Source organism: Streptomyces sp. JLBG701, assembly GCF_058544905.1.
Genome location: NZ_CM178588.1, coordinates 4,533,537 through 4,555,460 on the forward strand (window position 1 = coordinate 4,533,537; position 21,924 = coordinate 4,555,460).

Below are 21,924 nucleotides of genomic sequence, written 5' to 3' on the forward strand. Positions count from 1 at the left end.
GCCCTGCCGTCCCGATCCCCCACCCACCCACTGGGGGCCGCACTTCCCGCTGCCGGCCGGTGTCTTCAGCCCGCCCGGCGTTCGAGGACGAGGCCCTTCGGGCCGAAGGGGGGTCTGGGGGCGCAGCCCCCAGGGATGGGACGGGTAGGGGCGGCGGGGGCGAGAAAAGCCGGCGCCCGCAGCAGCACCGCACCCCCTCACCCCCAAACCCCCAGCTCACCCCGCACTGTCAGTCCCACCCCCTATCGTGCGGAGCCATGACGACCCTCCCGCGCCCGACGACGGAACTCTCGGCAGACGACGCCCGCCGCATCGCCCTCCGAGCCCAAGGCTTCCTCGGCACCCCCGACCGAAAGTCCGGCGTCCGCGGCATCCTCCGCCACCTCGGCGCGGTCCAACTCGACACCATCTCGGTCCTGGCCCGCTCCCACGAACTCATCCCCTACGCCCGCCTGGGCGCCGTAGGCCGCAAAACCGTGGAGAGCTCCTACTGGACGGAGACCCACGCCTTCGAGTACTGGTCGCACGCCGCCTGCATCCTCCCGGTAGAGGAGTGGCCCCACTTCGCCTTCCGCCGCCGCACCTACCGCAACCGCCCCCACTGGAACCACGAACTCCCGGACGGCGCCTACGACCAGGTCATCAAGCAGCTAAAAACCGAAGGCCCCCTCACAGCCACGGAGTTGGGCGGAGCCAAACGCACCAGCGAGTGGTGGGACTGGTCCGGCACAAAGGTCGCCGCAGAACGAGCACTCATGTACGGCGAGGTGGTCTGCGTGGAACGCCGCGGCTGGAAGCGCGTCTACGACCTGGCCGAGCGCGCCATCCCCCAAGCACTGCTGCACGACGACCTGGACGACACCGAGTGCCTACGCCGCCTGGTCGCCCTCGCGGGCCACTCCCTCGGCGTCGGCACCCGCACGGACATCGCCGACTACCACCGCATCAAGAGCGAACAGGTAGACGCGGTCATCGCCGACTCGGGCCTGGTCCCGGTCACGGTAGAGGGCTGGGGCAAACCCGCGTGGGCCGACCCGGCGGCCCTGGAGACACCCCCGCGAGGCCGCCACCGCACCACACTCCTGTCCCCGTTCGACTCCCTGATCTGGGAACGGGCCCGCACAGAACGGATCTTCGGCTTCACCCACCGCCTGGAGGCCTACGTCCCCAAGCCGAAGCGCGTGTACGGCTACTTCGCGATGCCGGTCCTGGCCGGCGGCCACCTGGTGGGCCGCGTGGACCCGGCTCGCGAGGGCCGCACGCTGGTGGCCAGGCAGGTCACCCTGGACGGCCCGAAGGCGATCCCCGCCGTGGCTCAGGCGCTCATCGAGGCCGCGACCTGGGTGGACTGCACGAACGTACGCGTGGAGATAGTGGACGCCCCAGAACTGCGCGCCCCGCTGGCCAAGGAACTAGCCCGCACCCTGGCCTGACGGCAACCACAGCTCAGCGCATCTCACCGGATCTCAAGGATCTTCTCCCGCATCGCATACACAACCGCCTCCATCCTGGAGTGCAGCTGCAGCTTCTCCAGGATGTTGCGGACGTGGTTCTTCACGGTGTTCTCGGAGATGAACAACTCCTTGGCGATATCCCGGTTGTTCATCCCCGTGGCGACGAGTTTGAGAACCTCCAGCTCGCGTTCCGTCAGCCGCGGCGCGGGAACGAGCCGACGCTCGTCCGTCCGCTGAATCATCGACTTGAACTCGGTGAGCAGCTTCGACGCCATGGAAGGGCTGATCTGCGACTGTCCGTCGGCCACGGCGCGAATGGCGGTGGCGACCTCATCGGTCGAGATCTCCTTGAGGAGATAGCCGGTCGCGCCCGCCTTGATCGCGTCGTAGAGATCGGCTTCCTCATCGCTGATCGTCAGCATGATGATCTTCGCGCTGGGCGCGACCTCCTTGATGGAAGTGCACGCCTCGATCCCGCCCCGCTTGGGCATCCGTACGTCCATCAGGACGATGTCGGGCAGCAGGTCGGCGGCCTTGTCGACGGCCTCGGCCCCGTCACCCGCCTCTCCCACGACCTGGATGTCCTCCTCGGCGGCGAGGACGATCTCCAGTCCCCGGCGGAAGAGGGCATGGTCGTCCACCACAAGGACTCTGATCGGTTCCTTGCGTGGAGAGCCCGCGTCCGGTCCCATGCCGACGACGCCGTCGTCGGCGTCCCCGTCATGCATCGGTCCGAAGCTGTCCGCCATCGTTCCTCCCCCTGAAGGCTGTGGCCTGTGGTCCTGTGCCATCGCCAACCCAAGGCAACGGCCCACCGGTTGGGCCGATGCGGCCATGATTTCATGCCCGGACCGCACCGCGGTCACAGTGCGGGGCGCGAAGTGGTCGCACACCGGTGCCCCTGGGGGCGCACAAGCGCTCCAGGGGCACCGGCTCAGCCGTCAGTCGAGTGGGTCAGCCGCCCAGCGTGCCGCCGGCCGCGGGCGAGTGCGCCTGGGCGACCATCGGGTCCGTGCTGAGGTGGATGACGCCGTAGTCGTATGCGTGCCGCCGGTAGACGACACTCGGTTCCTTGGTCTCGGAGTCGACGAACAGATAGAAGTCGTGCCCGACCAGTTCCATCTCGTAGAGAGCCTGGTCAAGGGACATCGGGGAGGCTACGTGCGTCTTCTCGCGGACGATGAGGGGGCCTTCGCCCTTCACTTCCAGCGAGCCGATCTTCTTCGTGGGCACGCCCTCCGGCTCTTCCTCCTGGAAGTCGTGGCCGTTCCCGTTGAGCGTCGCCGCGCCCTGAACGTGGTCGGGGACCTCGGCCGCCGTGAGTCGGCGTGCGCCTCGGCGCGTGTGACGCTTGTCGTGCTGCTTCCGCAGCCGGGCATCCAGCTTTTCCGCCGCCAGGTCGAGCGCCGCGTAGGGATCGCTGGCCGCTGCCTCCGCCCGGATCACCGGACCGCGGGAGCGGAGCGTGATCTCCACTCGGTCACAGCGGTCGGCCTGTCGGGGGTTGGGCTCCTTGGACACCTCGACGTCGAGGCTGATCACCTTGCCATCGAGCTTCTGGATCTTCTCCAGCTTCAGCTTCTCGGCCACGTGCTTGCGGAACCGCTCGGGCACCTCGGTCTTGCGGCCCTTGACGACGATGTCCACGCAGAACTCCGTTCCCGGATCGCTCCGCATCCACGGCGGAGCATCTCCCTTTTGCACCAGGCTCCGGTAAGCCCCGGAACCTCGGACTCGGTGACTTCCACCTCCTCCTCCCCCATGGGCAAGATCTCCACCCCAGCGCGGCGGGTGATTACGCAGAACCCGCGGCACGGCATTCGGATACGAGAGGGATGGCCTGCGCCTTTCTCTCACAACCGAACATATCTCGCCCGGACGGATGTCGTCACCCTCTACCGCGGCGTACCTCCGTTCAGGTGAAATGAGCCTCTCGTTACCTGCAACGATGCAAGTTCGCAGTCAGTTCCGGTTTATTTCGAAGGAATCCGGCGACGCGGCGACCACAGCCGCGCAGATCGCGTCACCCAGGCCGTTCACACCCGTTGATCCATTCCCTCGTTCTCCCCCGTCTTCCCCATCAGCTCCCCGGTACACGGCCATAGTTACTTCTCCGTACGTGCCGCCGCACGCATCCGACTCAACGCTCGCCCCCTCTGTGCCCGCCTCCTCCGCCATGGCCCCGCGCACGGCACGCGCCGCCTCCGCGAGGGAGGCCCCCGTCGTCATCAGGTCGTCCACGAGCACCACCCTGCCCCCGCCGACGAGCAGCCGCCCCCCACCGGCGGCCACCATCAGCGCGCCCGCGAGATTGTCCAGCCGCTGCCGGGAGTTGAGCCCCGACTGGTCGGCCACGGCCCGCCGCTGCCGCAGCACGGCAAGCACCCGGGCCGGCGTCCCGGCCCGCCGCAGCTCACCCGCCGCCGCGAGCGCGATCCGCCGCGCCGGATCATGCCCCCGCGCCCGCACCGCCCGCACCGCGGACGGAACGGGAACGAGAAGCACGGGAGCACCGGCGCGCACATCGCCGCCCGTCGCCCGCACCGCGTGCCCCGCGGGGCGACCCGCCGAAGTCAAGGCATGCCCCTCCAGGGACCCTGGGAGCACCCCTGACGCCCCCGGAGCGCCCCTTTGGGCACCCGTCCCACCGACCTCCGCCCAAGCCCCGTATGCCCTCGTCCCGATACCTGCGCCGACACCCGCCCCGAGCCCCGCCCGCACAGCCCCCGCCAGAGCCGTTCCGAGCGGCCCCGCGAGTGCCAGCGCGCCGCGCTCCTTGTGGGCCAGGAGCACCGCCCGCACCTCGTCCGCATAGGGAGCCGCCGCGTGCACGGCCGGCAGCCCCGGCGGCTCCGGCGCCGGTCGCACCCGGCGCGGTGCGGCCCCGGTCAAGGCGGCACGGCACTCCGGGCAGAGCACCGTGCGAGGCCTCCCGCAGCCTCCGCACTCGGCCGGCAGCACCAGATCCGTGAGGTCCTGCCACCACCCCCGCATGCCCACCACTGTGCCAACGCCCACGCCGACCGGCCACCCCTGTGGACAACTGCCTGTGGACAACTCCACGCACCAGCCCACGGCCGTCACTCACACGAGTGCACGGCCTCCCCACCCCACGCAAATCGGCCGCCTCCGCCAGGCTCCAGCCCCGGACCACCGCCCAGAACCGCACCCCGACAAAGACGGCCGTCTTGTCAGCCCCCAAGCCCCTCAGCCCGTCACCCCGGATAAACCGGCGCCGACCCGTCCTTGACCACCGTCTGCCACTGCTCCCCGGACGGCAGCCGTACGATCCCGTCCTCCGAGTACGCCACCAGAGGCAGCCGCTCGTCCTCCGACGCGGCGATGTCCTTCACCCCGGTCAGGGCCGCGGGCGCCGCCCCCTCCGGTGTGGAGCCGTCGACCTGGACGTACCGCAGCTGCTGCACGCCACCCTCCTCGCGCCCGACCACCACGAGCCGGCTGTCCCCGGCCCACGACATGGTCGTAACCTCCTCCAGCTCCCGTGCCACAGAGGTCAGTTCGAGGACCGAGACGGTCGGGGTCTCCCCCGCCTCCCGCTGCCGTTCGATCCGCCCGACGAGCAGGGACTGCTTGCCGTCCTTCTCGACGACGAGCGCGATCCGCACTCCATCGGCGGCCACCCGCACCGCCTCGATGCGCCCGTCGAGCCCCGGAGTCTCCACCTTCAACGGCTCGCCCGCGCCGTCCTGCAGCATGAGCAGCCGGGCGTTCTCGGGGTCGCGGTCGGCCACCCACAGGTCGTTCTCGGCGTCCCAGCTGGGCGTCGTCAGCCGGTCCTCGGTCGTCTTGCCCTTGCTCTCCAGGACGGGTTCCCCGAGCGAACCGCCGGACGCCAACGACCCGACGTAGAGCGCCTTTCCGTCGAGGCCGACGCCGGCCGCGGTGGCCTCGTCCCGGGAGACCGCCACGGACCGCAGCTCCTTGTCGCCCTCGCCCAGCGCGCCCGGCACCGGATCGGCGTCCGTGCCGCTGGTGCCGCCCGGTATCCGTACGAGCCGGTGCTTGGCGTCGAGGAAGTACAGATACTCGGGGCCCTTCGCCGAGCCGTGCGCCGCGGTGCTCACGGCATCGCTCTCGTTGACCACGCACAGCTGCGAGCCGCCCGCCTGCACCTCGACCTCGTCCACCGCGGGCGTGAGGTTCTGCAGGGTGAACAGGAGCTGGGTCGCCATCTCGTCGCACTTGCCCAGGCCGACCTGCGCGGCCTTCTCGTTCAACGGCACCGTCAGCTTGTTCTGGTCGTCGGGCGTCAGCGAGGAGACGCCCTTCTGCAACGCCGTACCGGTTGGGAAGCTCGACCTGACCACGGGGCCGAGTCCGCTGGTGGGGCCGTTGAGGAGGGAGCGCACCATCTGCGTCATGGGGTCAACGCGCCTGCGCACGTAGACGGGATCCGCGACGGCCATCGGCCGTGAGTCCGAGGTGACCGTGACGTTCGAGGCGAAGTAGTACTTGTTGACGGACATGTAGTTGCGCTGGAAGTCCGACTGCCCCATGACGACGCCCTGCGGCGGCGTGTCGATGCGCCACTGCCCGGTCTTCTTGCTCCGCGTCAGGTGCACCGCCTGGCTGTAGGGCCCCTCGGTCGGCGAGTACGCCTGCTGCGCGTCCACCGAGGCGGCCCTGTTGCCGGTCAGCATGATCGCGTAGTTCTGGGTGTCCTCCGGGTCGCGCTGGCTGACCACGTCCGTGCCGGGCGCGTTGGCGAGCACGGTGGTGGACCTCTCCGGCTGCCACGCCTTCCCGGCCTCGGTCGTCAGATACTGGCGCGCCGTCGCGTAGGTCGAATCGTCGCTGGTCAGCGCCTCAAGGAAGCCCTGCACGATTTCCTGGGGGTCGGCGTCCTTGCTGGGCGGCATCGCGAAGACCCGCACCTGCGTGTCCTGCCTGGGCGTGGACTCGACCTGCCGCAGGTCCCCGCTGTCGGGCATCGAGGCACACCCCGCCAGCGCTACGACGCCACAGACGGCGTACGCCACCGCTCGTCCCGGCGTCCGCCGGGCGCCCCGCGCGCGGTCAGCGCCCACGGAATGCCTCCCCTTGCTTGATCGAGTCCTCGGGCCCGGCGTCCGTGCGGCGCGAGGTCTCGCTCCGCGCCGCGTCAACGACGGGCCTGTCGTCCTGCCGCCGCGTGCCGCCGGTGGGCCGGGGCACCACGCGCGCGCCGTTGCCGGGCAGCGCGGTCGGGTCGGCCGTGGGTAGCGCGGCGTTCATAAGCGGCGCGATCGGGGTCTGCGCCGGTCTGGGCCGGCCCTGGTCACTCCTGGGCTGCGCCGGCACGGTGGCGGACTTGTCCTCGCCCCCGCGCGGCAGACCTGCGTCGTCAAGTCCACGATTTCGGCGTGAGTCCTTGGGCTCCAGTGGTATCGGGGAGCCTCGCAGCGGCTCGTCCGCGGTCCGCGGCAGTGTCAGCCGGAACTGCGATCCGCCCCCGGGCTCGCCCCAAGCCTGCAGCCAGCCGCCGTGCAGCCGCGCGTCCTCCAGGGCGATGGACAGCCCCAGCCCCGTGCCACCGGTGGTACGCGCGCGTGCCGGGTCGGCCCGCCAGAAGCGGCTGAACACGCGCGTGGCCTCGCCGGGCTTGAGCCCGACTCCGTAGTCGCGCACCGCGACCGCGACCGCACCGCCGGCGGAGGCCAGCTTCACGATGACGTCCTTGCCCTCGCCGTGCTCCACGGCGTTGACGACGAGGTTGCGCAGCACCCGCTCCACCCGCCGGGCGTCCGCCTCGGCGACGACGGGCTGCTGGTCGCCGACGACCCGTATCGTCGTGCCCTTGCGCTCGGCGAGCGGCTCGGCACCGCTCACGACCCGCCGTACGACCTCCCTGAGGTCTATCGCGTCGGCCTCCAGCGCCGCAGCGCCCGCGTCGAAGCGGCTGATCTCCAGCAGATCCGCGAGCAGCGACTCGAACCGGTCCAGCTGGTCGGCGAGCAGCTCGGCCGACCGCGCGGTCACCGGATCGAAGTCCTGCCGCGCCTCGTGGATGACGTCGGCGGCCATCCGTACGGTCGTCAGCGGCGTCCGCAGCTCGTGCGACACGTCGGACACGAACCGCCGCTGCATCCGCGACAGGTCCTCCAGCTGCTGGATCTTCAGCTGCAGGTTCTGCGCCATCTTGTTGAAGGCCTCGCCGAGCCGCGCGATGTCGTCCTCGCCGGTGACCTTCATACGTTCCTGAAGGCGCCCGGCAGACAGCCGCTCGGCGATCCCGGCCGCCATCCGTACGGGCGTGACGACCTGCCGCACCACGAGCCACGCGATGGCTCCGAGCAGTACGACGACGAACAGGCCGGCCGTCGCGAGCGTCCCCTTGACCAGGCTCAGCGACTTCTCCTCCTGCGTGAGCGGGAAGAGGTAGTAGAGCTGGTACGCGTTACCGTTCGGGTCGCTGACCTGCTTGCCGATGACCAGGGCGGGCTGGGACTCCGTGCCCTCCTTGTAGACGATGCGGGTGTAGCTCTGCGCCGCCAGCACACTGCTGTCGACCCGCTCGCGCAGATCCTCGGGCACGCTCGCCGTCGGGTCCACGCCGCCGGAGGCACGCCGTCCACGCCCGCCGCCCGTGTCGTCGCCCACAGGGAGCGTCACCACGTCGAAGGCGCCCTGGCCGCCGCTGGAGAGCGATGCCACGAGATCGCTCATCCATTCGCTGACGTTCTGCGAGGGACGGCCGTCCGCGCCGACGGCGTCTTCGCCGGTCCCGCTCGCCGCCTCGTCGGACTTCTGCTTGGCCACCGCGAACCCACCGGTGGCCTGGCTCTGCGAGGCCTTCACCTTTGCGTCGAGGAGGCCGTTGCGCACCTGCCCGATGACGACGAAACCGAGCAGCAGAACGACGCCCAGCGACATCAGCAGCGTCGTGACGACGACCTTGAGCTGGATGTTGCGCCGCCACAGCCGCATGACGGGCAGCAGCGGCCGGCGCACCCAGCGCATGAACAGGCGGAGGACCGGGCTGCCCTGGACGCCGCCCTGCAGCAGCGCGTCCTCCCACAGGCGTCCCCAGCGGGAGCCCGTCGTCTTCCGGCCGACAGGCCGCCCCGCGGGGGCCCCGGACCGACCGGGCGCCGAAGCGGCACTGTCTCCGGACATGTCAGCTCGGCCCGGCCTTGTAACCCACGCCACGGACGGTCACCACGATCTCCGGCCGCTCCGGGTCCCGCTCGACCTTGGAACGCAGCCGCTGCACATGAACGTTCACGAGACGGGTGTCCGCCGCGTGCCGGTACCCCCAGACCTGCTCCAGCAGGACCTCACGGGTGAACACCTGCCAGGGCTTCCTGGCCAGCGCCACCAGCAGGTCGAACTCCAGCGGCGTCAGCGCGATCGACTGCCCGTCCCGCTTCACGGAGTGACCGGCCACGTCGATGACGAGGTCACCTATGGTCAGCTGCTCGGGAGCCGGCTCCTCCGACCTCCGCAGCCGCGCCCGGATCCGGGCCACGAGCTCCTTCGGCTTGAACGGCTTCACGATGTAGTCGTCGGCGCCCGACTCGAGGCCCACGACGACATCGACGGTGTCGCTCTTCGCCGTGAGCATCACGATCGGCACCCCGGACTCCGCCCTGATCAGGCGGCACACCTCGATGCCGTCCCGGCCGGGCAGCATCAGGTCCAGCAGCACCAGATCGGGCTTCGCCTCGCGGAAAGCGGCCAGCGCCTTGTCGCCGTCGGCTACGAAAGACGGCTCAAAACCTTCACCACGCAACACAATGCCGAGCATCTCGGCCAGTGCGGTGTCGTCATCGACGACAAGGACTCGTCCCTTCATAAACGTCATCATCCCATTAACTAAATCGTTACCTGTCGTGACCTGTCACACAGCTCAGCAAGAGCATCAGCCGTCACGGGGGAAACAGCACCTTCTTCGGTGACGATCGCCGTCACCAGCTCCGGCGGCGTCACATCGAACGCCGGGTTGTACGCCTGGGTCCCCAGGGGTGCTACCGGAATCCCGCCTCCCGCTTCCGCTCCCGCCACCGGCACCTGGGGCGCTGTGATCTCCGTCACCTCATGGCCTGGGCGCTGCTCGACCTCTATCGACGCCCCGTCCGGCGTCTCCAAATCCACCGTCGTCACCGGCGCCACCACGATGAACGGCACATGGTGATACCGCGCGAGCACCGCGAGCGGATAGCTCCCCACCTTGTTCGCCACCGAACCGTCGGCCGCGATGCGGTCGGCACCGATCAGCACCGCGTCCACCTCCCCCGCCGCGAAGAGCGATCCCGCCGCGTTGTCCGTGAGCAAGGTGTACGCCATTCCGCTGCGCGCCGCCTCATAGGCCGTCAGGCGAGCACCTTGCAGCAACGGACGCGTTTCGTCCACCCAGAGCCGCCGCAGCCGTCCCGCCCGATGCGCCGCGAGCGCCACCGCGAACGCCGTGCCCTCACCGCCCGACACCAGCGATCCGGTGTTGCAGTGCGTGAGGATCCGGTGCCCGCCACCGGGCAACAGCTCGTCCAGCAGCGCCAGCCCCCGCTCGGCCATCCGCGCACTGGCCTCGGCGTCCTCCCGGTGCAGCTGCCGCGCCGCCAACAGTGCCGCCGCGGCGGCCTCCGCGGAATCCCCGCCCCGGGCCAGCACCGCCCGATGCGCGGACTGGGCTCTGCGCACGCCGACGGCGAGGTTCACCGCGGTGGGCCGGGCACCCGCCAGCGAGTCCGCGGCCTCGTCCACGTCGAAGCCGCGTACGGCGGCGAGCGCGACGCCGTACGCCCCCGCGATGCCGAGCAGCGGCGCTCCGCGCACGGCGAGCGAACGGATCGCCTCCACCAGAACCGGCGCGTCCGTGCACACCAGCTCGACCTCCTCGGCCGGCAACCGCGTCTGGTCGAGAAGGACCAGTACGGGGCCTTCGGGTGGCTCCTCCCAACGGATCGCAGGTATCTCGGACGGCCGGTTGTCGCCACCGGATTGCGCGTACTGATCAGCCATGCGGTCAGTCTGCCCCTTGTCCGGCGGACAATTGAAGGTGTGCAGCCCATACCGTGGCCGGTCCCCCGACGACCACCCCATGACACGATGTCTGCCAACCTGCCGCCGCGAGCGCGGACGGGCACTGTGAAGGAGCGACGATGAACGACACTCCGGGCTGGGCCTCGCCCGGATCTGCCCCGTCCGACGGGCAGGAGCCCGACGCGTCCGGCCCCGCAGAGCCCGCGGACCAGCCCGCCCAGGACCCGCAGGACGCCGGCCCGAAGTGGTCCAAGGAGCAGCCGCCCGCCGCCCAGTGGTCCGCGCCCACCGGACCGCCGAGCCCCGGCCAGGCCCCACCGCCCCCGCCACCCGGCCCGGGCTGGGGCGGCCCGCCCCCGAGCGGCCCCGGCGGCTACGGCGCCCCCGGTGGTTACGGAGGCTGGGGCGGCGGCTGGGGCGGCCCCCCGCCCGCGGCCAAGCCCGGCGTGATCCCCCTGCGACCGCTCGGCGTGGGCGAGATCCTCGACGGCGCGGTCTCCACCATGCGCACCTACTGGCGCACGGTGCTGGGCATCTCGCTGACCGTCGCGGTCGTCATGCAGATCATCGTCATCCTCGTCCAGGGCTTCGCCCTGGACGACAGCGCGAGCACCGAAGCCCTCAACGACCCGAGCGCCAGCCTCGACGAACTGACCCGCGCCATGGGCGACACCATGCTCAGCACGGGCATCGTCTTCCTGATCTCCCTGATCGGCACCATCGCCGCGACCGCCCTGCTCACGACCGTCACCAGCCGCGCCGTCCTCGGCAAGTCGGTGACCGCGGGCGAAGCCTGGCGCGACGCCCGCCCGCAGATCCTGAAGCTGGCCGGCCTGATCTTCCTGCTGCTGCTCATCGGCGTCGCCATCGTCGCGGGCGGTGCGCTGCCCGGCATCCTCGTGGCCGTCGCGGGATCCAACGCCGCGGGTGCCGCCCTGGCCGTACTCGGCAGCCTCGGCGCCGGTGTCGTCGCACTGTGGCTGATGGTCCGCTTCTCCCTGGCCTCGCCCGCGCTGATGCTGGAGAAGCAGGGCATCGCGAAGGCGATGAGCCGCTCCGTGAAGCTGGTCCGCGGCTCCTGGTGGCGCGTCTTCGGCATCCAGCTGCTCGCCACGATCATCGCCAACATCGTGGCGTCGATCGTGGTCATCCCCTTCGCCGTCATCGCCGCGGCCCTCAGCGGCGACGGCATCTCCGGCTTCCTCAACGGCACCGGCAACTACGGCTGGACGTTCCTCATCATCAGCGGCATCGGCTCGGTGATCGGCTCCATGATCACGTTCCCGATCTCGGCGGGCGTCACCGTGCTGCTCTACATCGACCAGCGCATCCGCCGCGAGGCCCTCGACCTCGACCTCGCCCGCGCCGCCGGCCTCCAGGACTACGGCGCCGGCGCGCCCGGCACCACCCCGGGGAGCTGATGCGGTGAGCCTGGCGGGGGGAGTTCTCACCACGGCGCCGATCCTGCAGAGCGCCGCGGACAACGCCGTACGCACCTTGCTGCGCGCCGGCGACACATCCGTACTGTCACTCGCGCGCTCCGGCGACGAACCACCGTTGACGATCCCGCGCGACCCCGCGCGGGAAGCCGCCCGGCGCGAACTGTCCAAGCGGATGTACCACGAGAACGACCCCGGCCTGCTCCAACGCGCCATCGACGCCTTCTGGGACTGGGTCGGCAGGCTGTTCGGCGCGGCCTCCGCCATGACACCCGGCGGAGCCATCGGCCTGATCTTGGTCGTCCTGGCCGTGCTCGCGGTCCTGGGCGCCCTGTGGTGGCGCCTCGGCACCCCGCGCCGCCAACCGACCTCCTCCGCCGCCCTGTTCGACGACCGCCCCCGCAGCGCCGCCGAGCACCGCGCGGCCGCCGAGGCGCACGCCGCCCAGGGCCACTGGAACCAGGCCGTCCAGGAACGCATGCGCGCCATCGTCCGTTCCCTGGAGGAACGCGCTCTCCTCGACGTCCGCCCCGGCCGCACCGCCGACGAGGCGGCCGCCGAGGCCGGCCACGCCCTGCCCGCCCACACGGACCGACTGCGCGCCGCCGCGCGGGACTTCGACGACGTGACGTACGGCGGACGGAGGGCGAGCGAGCAGTCGTACCACCGCATCGCCGAACTCGACCGTGACCTGGAGCGCACCAAGCCGGTGCTCGCGAGCAGCGCCCACAGCGCGGCCCACAACACCCGCCAGGGAGCCGCCGAATGACCGCTGAGGCCACGCTCCCGTCCACCTCGACCTCGCCCACCGCCCGCCAGGTGTGGACGCGCGGGCGAGGCATCCTGCTCGCCCTCCTGGTCCTGCTGGCGGCGGCCGTGGCGATCGCCGCGATCCGCTCCGACGCCCAGCACGGTCGCCTCGACCCGCGCTCCGTCGACACCTACGGCAGCCGAGCCGTCGCCGAACTCCTCGCCGACCGCGGCGTGTCCACGCGCGTGGTCACCACCCTGGCCGAAGCCCGCGCGGCAGCCGGCCCCGACACCACGCTCCTGGTCGCCGTCCCCGACCTGCTGACGGAACGTCAACAGACCCGGCTCCACTCGGCGATCACCGACTCCGGAGGGCGTACCGTCCTGGTCTCCCCCGGTGACTGGTCCGTCGGGAGGCTCGCTCCCGGCGTCACCGCGGACCCCGTCACCAGCCTCGACTCGGCCCTCGCCCCCGACTGCGGCCTGCCGGCCGCCCGCCGCGCGGGCACCGCCGAGACGGGCGGCTACCGCTACACCACCACAAACCTCGACGCCGACTCGTGCTACTTCAGCGAGGGCCTGGCCACCCTGTTGCGCGTCCCGGCGGTCTCCGGGGACGGCGACACCGTCGTACTCGGCGCGCCCGACATCCTCTTCAACGACCGCCTCGACGAGCAGGGCAACGCCTCCCTCGCCCTCCAACTCCTCGGCTCCCGCCCCCATCTGGTCTGGTACCTCCCCTCCCTGTCCGACGGCTCGGCCACCGACACCGGTGACCAGGACTTCTTCGATCTGCTCCCCTCGGGCTGGCTCTGGGGCACCCTGCAGCTCTTCATCGCCGCAGCCCTGGCCGCCCTCTGGCGGGCACGCCGGCTCGGCCCCCTGGTGCCTGAAAAACTCCCCGTGGCGATCCGCGCCTCCGAAACCGTCGAAGGCCGCGCCCGTCTCTACCGCAAGGCCAACGCCCGCGACCGCGCGGCCACCGCTCTTCGCTCCACCACCCGCACTCGCCTCGCCCCCCTGGTAGGCGTCCCCGTCTCGCAGGCGCACGCGCCCGAAGCCCTGCTCCCCGCCTTGTCCTCCCACCTCCACAACCACGGAGACGGACAGGCCCTGCACTCCCTCCTCTTCGGCCCGCCGCCCAGCGACGACACGGCCCTCATCGCCCTCGCCGACCAACTCGACGCCCTCGAAAGAGAGGTTCGCCGTCCATGATGGACCCGACCACTGACAACGCCGGGATCACCGGGGACCCGGGCACCGCCCGAGCCTCCCTGGAGGCCCTGCGCACCGAGATCGCCAAAGCCGTGGTCGGCCAGGACCCCGCCGTGACCGGCCTAGTCGTCGCCCTCCTCTGCCGCGGACACGTCCTCCTCGAAGGCGTCCCCGGAGTCGCCAAAACCCTGCTCGTCCGCGCCCTCGCGTCCGCACTCGAACTCGACACCAAACGCGTCCAGTTCACTCCCGACCTGATGCCGAGCGACATCACAGGCTCCCTCGTCTACGACACGCGCAGCGCGGAGTTCTCCTTCCAGCCCGGCCCGGTCTTCACCAACCTCCTCCTCGCGGACGAGATCAACCGCACCCCGCCGAAGACCCAGTCGTCCCTCCTGGAGGCCATGGAGGAACGCCAGGTCACGGTCGACGGCACCCCCCGCCTCCTCCCCGACCCGTTCCTGGTCGCCGCGACACAGAACCCGGTCGAGTACGAGGGCACATACCCCCTCCCCGAAGCCCAGCTGGACCGTTTCCTCCTCAAGCTGACGATCCCGCTCCCCTCCCGCCAGGACGAGATCGACGTCCTCACCCGCCACGCGGAGGGCTTCAACCCGCGCGACCTGCGCGCCGCCGGCGTACGCCCGGTCGCGGGCCCCGCCGACCTGGAAGCCGCCCGCGCGGCAGTCGCCAAGACAGCGATCTCCCCCGAAATCACCGCCTACGTCGTGGACATCTGCCGAGCCACCCGCGAATCCCCGTCCCTCACCCTCGGCGTCTCCCCCCGAGGCGCCACCGCCCTCCTGGCAACCTCGCGCGCCTGGGCCTGGCTGACGGGCCGCGACTACGTCATCCCCGACGACGTCAAGGCACTGGCCCTCCCCACCCTCCGCCACCGTGTGCAACTCCGCCCGGAGGCCGAAATGGAGGGCGTGACGGCCGACTCCGTCATCAACGCGATCCTCGCCCACGTCCCCGTCCCCCGCTGATGGCACTCACCGGACGCGCCGCCCTCCTGGCGGCCCTCGGCTCCCTCCCCGTCGGCATCTGGGAACCCAGCTGGACGGGCATCCTCGCCGTGAACGCCCCCTTGGCACTGGCCTGCGCCTGCGACTTCGCCCTGGCAGCACCCGTACGCCGTCTCGGCCTGACCCGCTCCGGCGACACCTCCGCACGCCTCGGCGAACCGGCCGAGGTCACCCTCACTGTCGCCAACCCGTCCCGCCGCCTGCTCCGCGCCCGCCTCCGCGACGCCTGGCCCCCCAGCAGCTGGCAGCCCGGCACAGAGGTAGAGGCCTCCCGACACCGCCTCACAGTCCCCCCGGGCGAACGCCGCCGCGTCACGACCCGCCTACGCCCCACCCGACGCGGCGACCGCCAGGCCGACCGCCTCACCATCCGCTCGTACGGCCCCCTCGGCCTCCTCTCCCGCCAGGGCACCCACAAAGTCCCCTGGACGGTACGCGTCCTGCCCCCGTTCACCAGCCGCAAGCACCTCCCGTCCAAGCTCGCCCGCCTGCGCGAACTGGACGGCCGGACCAGCGTCCTCACCCGAGGCGAGGGCACCGAATTCGACAGCCTGCGCGAATACGTCCCCGGCGACGACACCCGCTCCATCGACTGGCGAGCCACAGCCCGCCAGACCACGGTCGCCGTGCGCACCTGGCGCCCCGAACGTGACCGCCACATCCTCCTGGTCCTCGACACCGGCCGCACCTCGGCCGGCCGCGTCGGCGACGCCCCCCGTCTGGACGCCTCCATGGACGCGGCACTACTCCTCGCCGCCCTGGCCTCCCGAGCCGGCGACCGCGTCGACCTCCTCGCCTACGACCGCCGAGTACGCGCCCTGGTGCAGGGCCGCACAGCCGGCGACGTCCTGCCGTCCCTGGTCAACGCGATGGCAACCCTCGAACCGGAACTCATCGAGACAGACGCCCGAGGCCTCACAGCCACCGCGCTCCGCACGGCCCCCCGCCGCTCCCTCATCGTGCTGCTCACCAGCCTCGAAGCCGCACCGGTGGAGGAAGGCCTGCTCCCCGTCCTCTCCCAACTCACCCAGCGCCACACGGTCCTGGTGGCATCAGTGGCGGACCCGCACATCGCCAACATGGCAATGGCCCGCGGAAACACGGAGGCGGTCTACGAGGCGGCAGCCGCCGCCCAGGCACAGACCGAACGCCGGCGCACGGCAGAACAACTCCGCCGCCACGGCGTCGTAATCGTCGACGCGACACCGGACGAACTTGCCCCGGCATTGGCGGATGCGTATCTGGCACTGAAAGCGGCCGGACGCCTTTGAACGCAAAAAAGGCCCACACCATAAAGGTGTGGGCCTTTCGCAATATTTGTTCGGCGGTGTCCTACTCTCCCACAGGGTCCCCCCTGCAGTACCATCGGCGCTGTAAGGCTTAGCTTCCGGGTTCGGAATGTAACCGGGCGTTTCCCTCACGCTATGACCACCGAAACACTATGAAACTGTGAATACCGCACCGCTGCCGTGACCGTGACAACGGGGTTGTTCGTGGTTTCAGAACCAACACAGTGGACGCGAGCAACTGAGGACAAGCCCTCGGCCTATTAGTACCAGTCACCTCCACCCGTTACCGGGCTTCCAGATCTGGCCTATCAACCCAGTCGTCTACTGGGAGCCTTAACCCCTCATGGGGGTGGGAATACTCATCTCGAAGCAGGCTTCCCGCTTAGATGCTTTCAGCGGTTATCCCTCCCGAACGTAGCCAACCAGCCATGCCCTTGGCAGAACAACTGGCACACCAGAGGTTCGTCCGTCCCGGTCCTCTCGTACTAGGGACAGCCCTTCTCAATATTCCTGCGCGCGCAGCGGATAGGGACCGAACTGTCTCACGACGTTCTAAACCCAGCTCGCGTACCGCTTTAATGGGCGAACAGCCCAACCCTTGGGACCGACTCCAGCCCCAGGATGCGACGAGCCGACATCGAGGTGCCAAACCATCCCGTCGATATGGACTCTTGGGGAAGATCAGCCTGTTATCCCCGGGGTACCTTTTATCCGTTGAGCGACGGCGCTTCCACAAGCCACCGCCGGATCACTAGTCCCGACTTTCGTCCCTGCTCGACCCGTCGGTCTCACAGTCAAGCTCCCTTGTGCACTTACACTCAACACCTGATTGCCAACCAGGCTGAGGGAACCTTTGGGCGCCTCCGTTACTCTTTAGGAGGCAACCGCCCCAGTTAAACTACCCATCAGACACTGTCCCTGATCCGGATCACGGACCCAGGTTAGACATCCAGCACGACCAGACTGGTATTTCAACGACGACTCCCCCTGAACTGGCGTCCAGAGCTCAAAGTCTCCCAGCTATCCTACACAAGCCGAACCGAACACCAATATCAAACTGTAGTAAAGGTCCCGGGGTCTTTCCGTCCTGCTGCGCGAAACGAGCATCTTTACTCGTAGTGCAATTTCACCGGGCCTATGGTTGAGACAGTCGAGAAGTCGTTACGCCATTCGTGCAGGTCGGAACTTACCCGACAAGGAATTTCGCTACCTTAGGATGGTTATAGTTACCACCGCCGTTTACTGGCGCTTAAGTTCTCAGCTTCGCCAAGACGAATCTTGACTAACCGGTCCCCTTAACGTTCCAGCACCGGGCAGGCGTCAGTCCGTATACATCGCCTTACGGCTTCGCACGGACCTGTGTTTTTAGTAAACAGTCGCTTCTCGCTGGTCTCTGCGGCCACCCCCAGCTCGGAGAGCAAGTCCCCTCACCAGTGATGGCCCCCCTTCTCCCGAAGTTACGGGGGCATTTTGCCGAGTTCCTTAACCATAGTTCACCCGAACGCCTCGGTATTCTCTACCTGACCACCTGAGTCGGTTTAGGGTACGGGCCGCCATGAAACTCGCTAGAGGCTTTTCTCGACAGCATAGGATCATCCACTTCACCACAATCGGCTCGGCATCAGGTCTCAGACTATGTGCCAGGCGGATTTACCTACCTGACGTCCTACACCCTTACCCCGGGACAACCACCGCCCGGGCTGGACTACCTTCCTGCGTCACCCCATCACTCACCTACTGCAGGTCTGGTCCGTCGGCTCCACCACTCCCCCTTGCCCGAAGGCTCCGGGGCGGCTTCACGGACTTAGCATCGCCTGGTTCAATGTTTGACGCTTCACAGCGGGTACCGGAATATCAACCGGTTATCCATCGACTACGCCTGTCGGCCTCGCCTTAGGTCCCGACTTACCCTGGGCAGATCAGCTTGACCCAGGAACCCTTAGTCAATCGGCGCACACGTTTCCCACGTGTGTATCGCTACTCATGCCTGCATTCTCACTCGTGAACCGTCCACCACTAGCTTCCGCTGCGGCTTCACCCGGCACACGACGCTCCCCTACCCATCCCAGCGGGCGTTGGCCCTCATGCTGGAATGACACGACTTCGGCGGTACGCTTGAGCCCCGCTACATTGTCGGCGCGGAATCACTAGACCAGTGAGCTATTACGCACTCTTTCAAGGGTGGCTGCTTCTAAGCCAACCTCCTGGTTGTCTCTGCGACTCCACATCCTTTCCCACTTAGCGTACGCTTAGGGGCCTTAGTCGATGCTCTGGGCTGTTTCCCTCTCGACCATGGAGCTTATCCCCCACAGTCTCACTGCCGCGCTCTCACTTACCGGCATTCGGAGTTTGGCTAAGGTCAGTAACCCGGTAGGGCCCATCGCCTATCCAGTGCTCTACCTCCGGCAAGAAACACACGACGCTGCACCTAAATGCATTTCGGGGAGAACCAGCTATCACGGAGTTTGATTGGCCTTTCACCCCTAACCACAGGTCATCCCCCAGGTTTTCAACCCTGGTGGGTTCGGTCCTCCACGAAGTCTTACCTCCGCTTCAACCTGCCCATGGCTAGATCACTCCGCTTCGGGTCTTGAGCGCGCTACTGTACCGCCCTGTTCGGACTCGCTTTCGCTACGGCTTCCCCACACGGGTTAACCTCGCAACACACCGCAAACTCGCAGGCTCATTCTTCAAAAGGCACGCAGTCACGAGGATGGAGCAAGCTCCATCCCGACGCTCCCACGGCTTGTAGGCACACGGTTTCAGGTACTATTTCACTCCGCTCCCGCGGTACTTTTCACCATTCCCTCACGGTACTATCCGCTATCGGTCACCAGGGAATATTTAGGCTTAACGGGTGGTCCCGCCAGATTCACACGGGATTTCTCGGGCCCCGTGCTACTTGGGTGTCTCTCAAACGAGCCGCTGACGTTTCGACTACGGGGGTCTTACCCTCTACGCCGGACCTTTCGCATGTCCTTCGCCTACATCAACGGTTTCTGACTCGTCTCACAGCCGGCAGACTGTGAAAGAGAGATCCCACAACCCCGCACACGCAACCCCTGCCGGGTCTCACACGTATACGGTTTGGCCTCATCCGGTTTCGCTCGCCACTACTCCCGGAATCACGGTTGTTTTCTCTTCCTGCGGGTACTGAGATGTTTCACTTCCCCGCGTTCCCTCCACATACCCTATGTGTTCAGGTATGGGTGACAGCCCATGACGACTGCCGGGTTTCCCCATTCGGAAACCCCCGGATCAAAGCCTGGTTGACGACTCCCCGGGGACTATCGTGGCCTCCCACGTCCTTCATCGGTTCCTGGTGCCAAGGCATCCACCGTGCGCCCTTAAAAACTTGGCCACAGATGCTCGCGTCCACTGTGCAGTTCTCAAACAACGACCAACCACCCATCACCCCGCCCTACTCGGCGAGTTCACTGGGGCCGGCACCGAAGGACGACCAGACGGCCGTGCCCTCAGACACCCAACAGCGTGCCCGGCCCGGTCCCGCCCGGAGATCATGCTTTCCACGCCCTCTTGCGAGGGCAGTACTTGCAGCCTCCGACCCGTGAACCCGGCCGAATAATCAACGTTCCACCCATGAGCAACCAGCATCGGACGTACGCCGATGTACTGGCCTCTGACCAACCGGAGTCGGTGAGAAGTGCTCCTTAGAAAGGAGGTGATCCAGCCGCACCTTCCGGTACGGCTACCTTGTTACGACTTCGTCCCAATCGCCAGTCCCACCTTCGACAGCTCCCTCCCCGCAAGGGGGTTGGGCCACCGGCTTCGGGTGTTACCGACTTTCGTGACGTGACGGGCGGTGTGTACAAGGCCCGGGAACGTATTCACCGCAGCAATGCTGATCTGCGATTACTAGCAACTCCGACTTCATGGGGTCGAGTTGCAGACCTCAATCCGAACTGAGACAGGCTTTTTGAGATTCGCTCCGCCTCACGGCATCGCAGCTCATTGTACCTGCCATTGTAGCACGTGTGCAGCCCAAGACATAAGGGGCATGATGACTTGACGTCGTCCCCACCTTCCTCCGAGTTGACCCCGGCGGTCTCCTGTGAGTCCCCATCACCCCGAAGGGCATGCTGGCAACACAGAACAAGGGTTGCGCTCGTTGCGGGACTTAACCCAACATCTCACGACACGAGCTGACGACAGCCATGCACCACCTGTACACCGACCACAAGGGGGGCACCATCTCTGATGCTTTCCGGTGTATGTCAAGCCTTGGTAAGGTTCTTCGCGTTGCGTCGAATTAAGCCACATGCTCCGCTGCTTGTGCGGGCCCCCGTCAATTCCTTTGAGTTTTAGCCTTGCGGCCGTACTCCCCAGGCGGGGAACTTAATGCGTTAGCTGCGGCACCGACGACGTGGAATGTCGCCAACACCTAGTTCCCACCGTTTACGGCGTGGACTACCAGGGTATCTAATCCTGTTCGCTCCCCACGCTTTCGCTCCTCAGCGTCAGTAATGGCCCAGAGATCCGCCTTCGCCACCGGTGTTCCTCCTGATATCTGCGCATTTCACCGCTACACCAGGAATTCCGATCTCCCCTACCACACTCTAGTCTGCCCGTATCGAATGCAGACCCGGGGTTAAGCCCCGGGCTTTCACATCCGACGCGACAGACCGCCTACGAGCTCTTTACGCCCAATAATTCCGGACAACGCTTGCGCCCTACGTATTACCGCGGCTGCTGGCACGTAGTTAGCCGGCGCTTCTTCTGCAGGTACCGTCACTTGCGCTTCTTCCCTGCTGAAAGAGGTTTACAACCCGAAGGCCGTCATCCCTCACGCGGCGTCGCTGCATCAGGCTTTCGCCCATTGTGCAATATTCCCCACTGCTGCCTCCCGTAGGAGTCTGGGCCGTGTCTCAGTCCCAGTGTGGCCGGTCGCCCTCTCAGGCCGGCTACCCGTCGTCGCCTTGGTGAGCCACTACCTCACCAACAAGCTGATAGGCCGCGGGCTCATCCTGCACCGCCGGAGCTTTCAACCATCCCAGATGCCCGAGACGGTGTTATCCGGTATTAGACCCCGTTTCCAGGGCTTGTCCCAGAGTGCAGGGCAGATTGCCCACGTGTTACTCACCCGTTCGCCACTAATCCCCACCGAAGCGGTTCATCGTTCGACTTGCATGTGTTAAGCACGCCGCCAGCGTTCGTCCTGAGCCAGGATCAAACTCTCCGTGAATGTTTACCGGTCATCCGGTGCACACACACGAGAGCGGAACAGCCAGACGGAATAAGCCCGGCCGTTCACAGCGTCCTCGCTGTGTTTTCTTCAAAGGAACCTCGCCACCGGAAGAATCCGATGGACGGGGTATCAACATATCTGGCGTTGATTTTTGGCACGCTGTTGAGTTCTCAAGGAACGGACGCTTCCTTTGTACTCACCCTCTCGGGCTTTCCTCCGGGCGCTTCCCTTCTGTGTTTCCAACCTTACCAGATCCGTTTTCCGTTCCGTTTCCGGTCGGAATTCATTTCCGGTGGCCGCTGGATGGGCCTTTGCCTATTCGATTGCCTTCCGGCTCTCTTTCGGCGAGTCCGACTTTATCAGAAGCTTTCGGCCGGTCTGACCGGCCGCTCATTTCTGAGTAATCGGGAGGGGCTTCTCAGGAATCCAAGTTCCTGGGGAGCCAGCAGATGCTAACCGTTGCGACCGGACGAGTCCAGTTCTAGGCAACTGTTCGAATCTACCTCCCCACGCGCTCCGTGTCAACGGCTCTTGTGGGCGAAGAGGAGACTAGCAGCTCAA

General features: G+C 67.6%; 13 protein-coding genes and 3 rRNA genes. 6 read left to right on the forward strand and 10 right to left on the reverse strand.

Features of this window, described 5'->3' with window-relative positions; translation table 11 throughout:
* The first annotated feature begins 257 nt into the window (after window positions 1-257).
* A complete protein-coding gene (locus tag AC5DRG_RS20780; protein WP_491812065.1) occupies window positions 258-1,433 on the forward strand; it encodes a winged helix-turn-helix domain-containing protein in 1,176 nt (391 codons plus the stop codon).
* A 23-nt stretch (window positions 1,434-1,456) separates the two neighbouring features.
* Here AC5DRG_RS20780 and AC5DRG_RS20785 read toward each other — a convergent pair whose 3' ends face one another.
* From AC5DRG_RS20785 to mtnA, 7 genes are all read right to left on the reverse strand, one after another.
* On the reverse strand, window positions 1,457-2,203 hold the full coding sequence (locus AC5DRG_RS20785) for a response regulator (RefSeq protein WP_491812066.1): 747 nt from the start codon (window positions 2,201-2,203) through the stop codon (window positions 1,457-1,459).
* A 205-nt stretch (window positions 2,204-2,408) separates the two neighbouring features.
* Window positions 2,409-3,101, reverse strand: a complete 693-nt coding sequence (gene hpf, locus AC5DRG_RS20790) for a ribosome hibernation-promoting factor, HPF/YfiA family (RefSeq protein ID WP_491813101.1) — start codon at window positions 3,099-3,101, stop codon at window positions 2,409-2,411.
* A gap of 315 nt (window positions 3,102-3,416) precedes the next feature.
* Entirely contained in the window at window positions 3,417-4,448 is a 1,032-nt protein-coding gene (locus tag AC5DRG_RS20795) for a ComF family protein (protein WP_491813102.1), read from the reverse strand.
* Between the two features lie 221 nt (window positions 4,449-4,669).
* Complete coding sequence (locus AC5DRG_RS20800; RefSeq protein ID WP_491812067.1) at window positions 4,670-6,502, reverse strand: LpqB family beta-propeller domain-containing protein; 1,833 nt, start codon at window positions 6,500-6,502, stop codon at window positions 4,670-4,672.
* On the reverse strand, window positions 6,492-8,570 hold the full coding sequence (mtrB, locus tag AC5DRG_RS20805) for an MtrAB system histidine kinase MtrB (protein WP_491812069.1): 2,079 nt from the start codon (window positions 8,568-8,570) through the stop codon (window positions 6,492-6,494). The genes AC5DRG_RS20800 and mtrB overlap by 11 nt, the downstream gene beginning before the upstream one ends.
* Window position 8,571: 1 nt before the next feature.
* On the reverse strand, window positions 8,572-9,261 hold the full coding sequence (gene mtrA, locus AC5DRG_RS20810) for a two-component system response regulator MtrA (RefSeq protein ID WP_491812070.1): 690 nt from the start codon (window positions 9,259-9,261) through the stop codon (window positions 8,572-8,574).
* Between the two features lie 8 nt (window positions 9,262-9,269).
* On the reverse strand, window positions 9,270-10,415 hold the full coding sequence (gene mtnA, locus AC5DRG_RS20815; protein ID WP_491812071.1) for an S-methyl-5-thioribose-1-phosphate isomerase: 1,146 nt from the start codon (window positions 10,413-10,415) through the stop codon (window positions 9,270-9,272).
* A 140-nt stretch (window positions 10,416-10,555) separates the two neighbouring features.
* On the opposite strand from mtnA, the gene AC5DRG_RS20820 reads away from it, so the two are divergent.
* Genes AC5DRG_RS20820 through AC5DRG_RS20840 form a run of 5 tightly spaced genes read left to right on the forward strand, consistent with a single transcriptional unit; the run spans window position 10,556 to window position 16,139 of the window.
* The gene (locus AC5DRG_RS20820; protein WP_491812073.1) at window positions 10,556-11,857 is read left to right on the forward strand and encodes a DUF7847 domain-containing protein; all 1,302 of its coding nucleotides are present in this window, start codon (window positions 10,556-10,558) and stop codon (window positions 11,855-11,857) included.
* A gap of 4 nt (window positions 11,858-11,861) precedes the next feature.
* On the forward strand, window positions 11,862-12,644 hold the full coding sequence (locus AC5DRG_RS20825; RefSeq protein WP_491812074.1) for a DUF4129 domain-containing protein: 783 nt from the start codon (window positions 11,862-11,864) through the stop codon (window positions 12,642-12,644).
* Complete coding sequence (locus tag AC5DRG_RS20830; RefSeq protein ID WP_491812075.1) at window positions 12,641-13,840, forward strand: DUF4350 domain-containing protein; 1,200 nt, start codon at window positions 12,641-12,643, stop codon at window positions 13,838-13,840. The genes AC5DRG_RS20825 and AC5DRG_RS20830 overlap by 4 nt, the downstream gene beginning before the upstream one ends.
* The gene (locus tag AC5DRG_RS20835; RefSeq protein WP_491812076.1) at window positions 13,840-14,829 is read left to right on the forward strand and encodes an AAA family ATPase; all 990 of its coding nucleotides are present in this window, start codon (window positions 13,840-13,842) and stop codon (window positions 14,827-14,829) included. Before AC5DRG_RS20830 ends, AC5DRG_RS20835 begins: the two co-directional genes overlap by 1 nt.
* Window positions 14,829-16,139, forward strand: a complete 1,311-nt coding sequence (locus AC5DRG_RS20840; RefSeq protein WP_491812077.1) for a DUF58 domain-containing protein — start codon at window positions 14,829-14,831, stop codon at window positions 16,137-16,139. Before AC5DRG_RS20835 ends, AC5DRG_RS20840 begins: the two co-directional genes overlap by 1 nt.
* Before the next feature lie 48 nt (window positions 16,140-16,187).
* Here the strand turns inward: AC5DRG_RS20840 and rrf are convergent.
* The 3 genes from rrf to AC5DRG_RS20855 all read right to left on the reverse strand — a co-directional run bounded on the left by rrf (window position 16,188) and on the right by AC5DRG_RS20855 (window position 21,360).
* Window positions 16,188-16,304 (reverse strand): 5S ribosomal RNA (rrf, locus tag AC5DRG_RS20845).
* A 93-nt stretch (window positions 16,305-16,397) separates the two neighbouring features.
* Window positions 16,398-19,518, reverse strand: a 23S ribosomal RNA gene (locus tag AC5DRG_RS20850).
* A 314-nt stretch (window positions 19,519-19,832) separates the two neighbouring features.
* Window positions 19,833-21,360: ribosomal RNA gene (locus tag AC5DRG_RS20855) — 16S ribosomal RNA — on the reverse strand.
* The 16S, 23S and 5S rRNA genes sit together here, the layout of an rRNA operon.
* Window positions 21,361-21,924 lie beyond the last annotated feature (564 nt).

What these genes read in the sequence shown, in the direction of transcription:
- AC5DRG_RS20780 (WP_491812065.1), top strand. Translation starts at nt 258, where the DNA reads ATGACGACCCTCCCGCGCCCGACGACGGAACTCTCGGCAGACGACGCC.
- AC5DRG_RS20785 (WP_491812066.1), bottom strand. Translation starts at nt 2,203, where the DNA reads ATGGCGGACAGCTTCGGACCGATGCATGACGGGGACGCCGACGACGGC.
- AC5DRG_RS20795 (WP_491813102.1), bottom strand. Translation starts at nt 4,448, where the DNA reads ATGCGGGGGTGGTGGCAGGACCTCACGGATCTGGTGCTGCCGGCCGAG.
- mtrB (WP_491812069.1), bottom strand. Translation starts at nt 8,570, where the DNA reads ATGTCCGGAGACAGTGCCGCTTCGGCGCCCGGTCGGTCCGGGGCCCCC.
- mtrA (WP_491812070.1), bottom strand. Translation starts at nt 9,261, where the DNA reads ATGATGACGTTTATGAAGGGACGAGTCCTTGTCGTCGATGACGACACC.
- mtnA (WP_491812071.1), bottom strand. Translation starts at nt 10,415, where the DNA reads ATGGCTGATCAGTACGCGCAATCCGGTGGCGACAACCGGCCGTCCGAG.
- AC5DRG_RS20820 (WP_491812073.1), top strand. Translation starts at nt 10,556, where the DNA reads ATGAACGACACTCCGGGCTGGGCCTCGCCCGGATCTGCCCCGTCCGAC.
- AC5DRG_RS20830 (WP_491812075.1), top strand. Translation starts at nt 12,641, where the DNA reads ATGACCGCTGAGGCCACGCTCCCGTCCACCTCGACCTCGCCCACCGCC.
- AC5DRG_RS20835 (WP_491812076.1), top strand. Translation starts at nt 13,840, where the DNA reads ATGGACCCGACCACTGACAACGCCGGGATCACCGGGGACCCGGGCACC.
- AC5DRG_RS20840 (WP_491812077.1), top strand. Translation starts at nt 14,829, where the DNA reads ATGGCACTCACCGGACGCGCCGCCCTCCTGGCGGCCCTCGGCTCCCTC.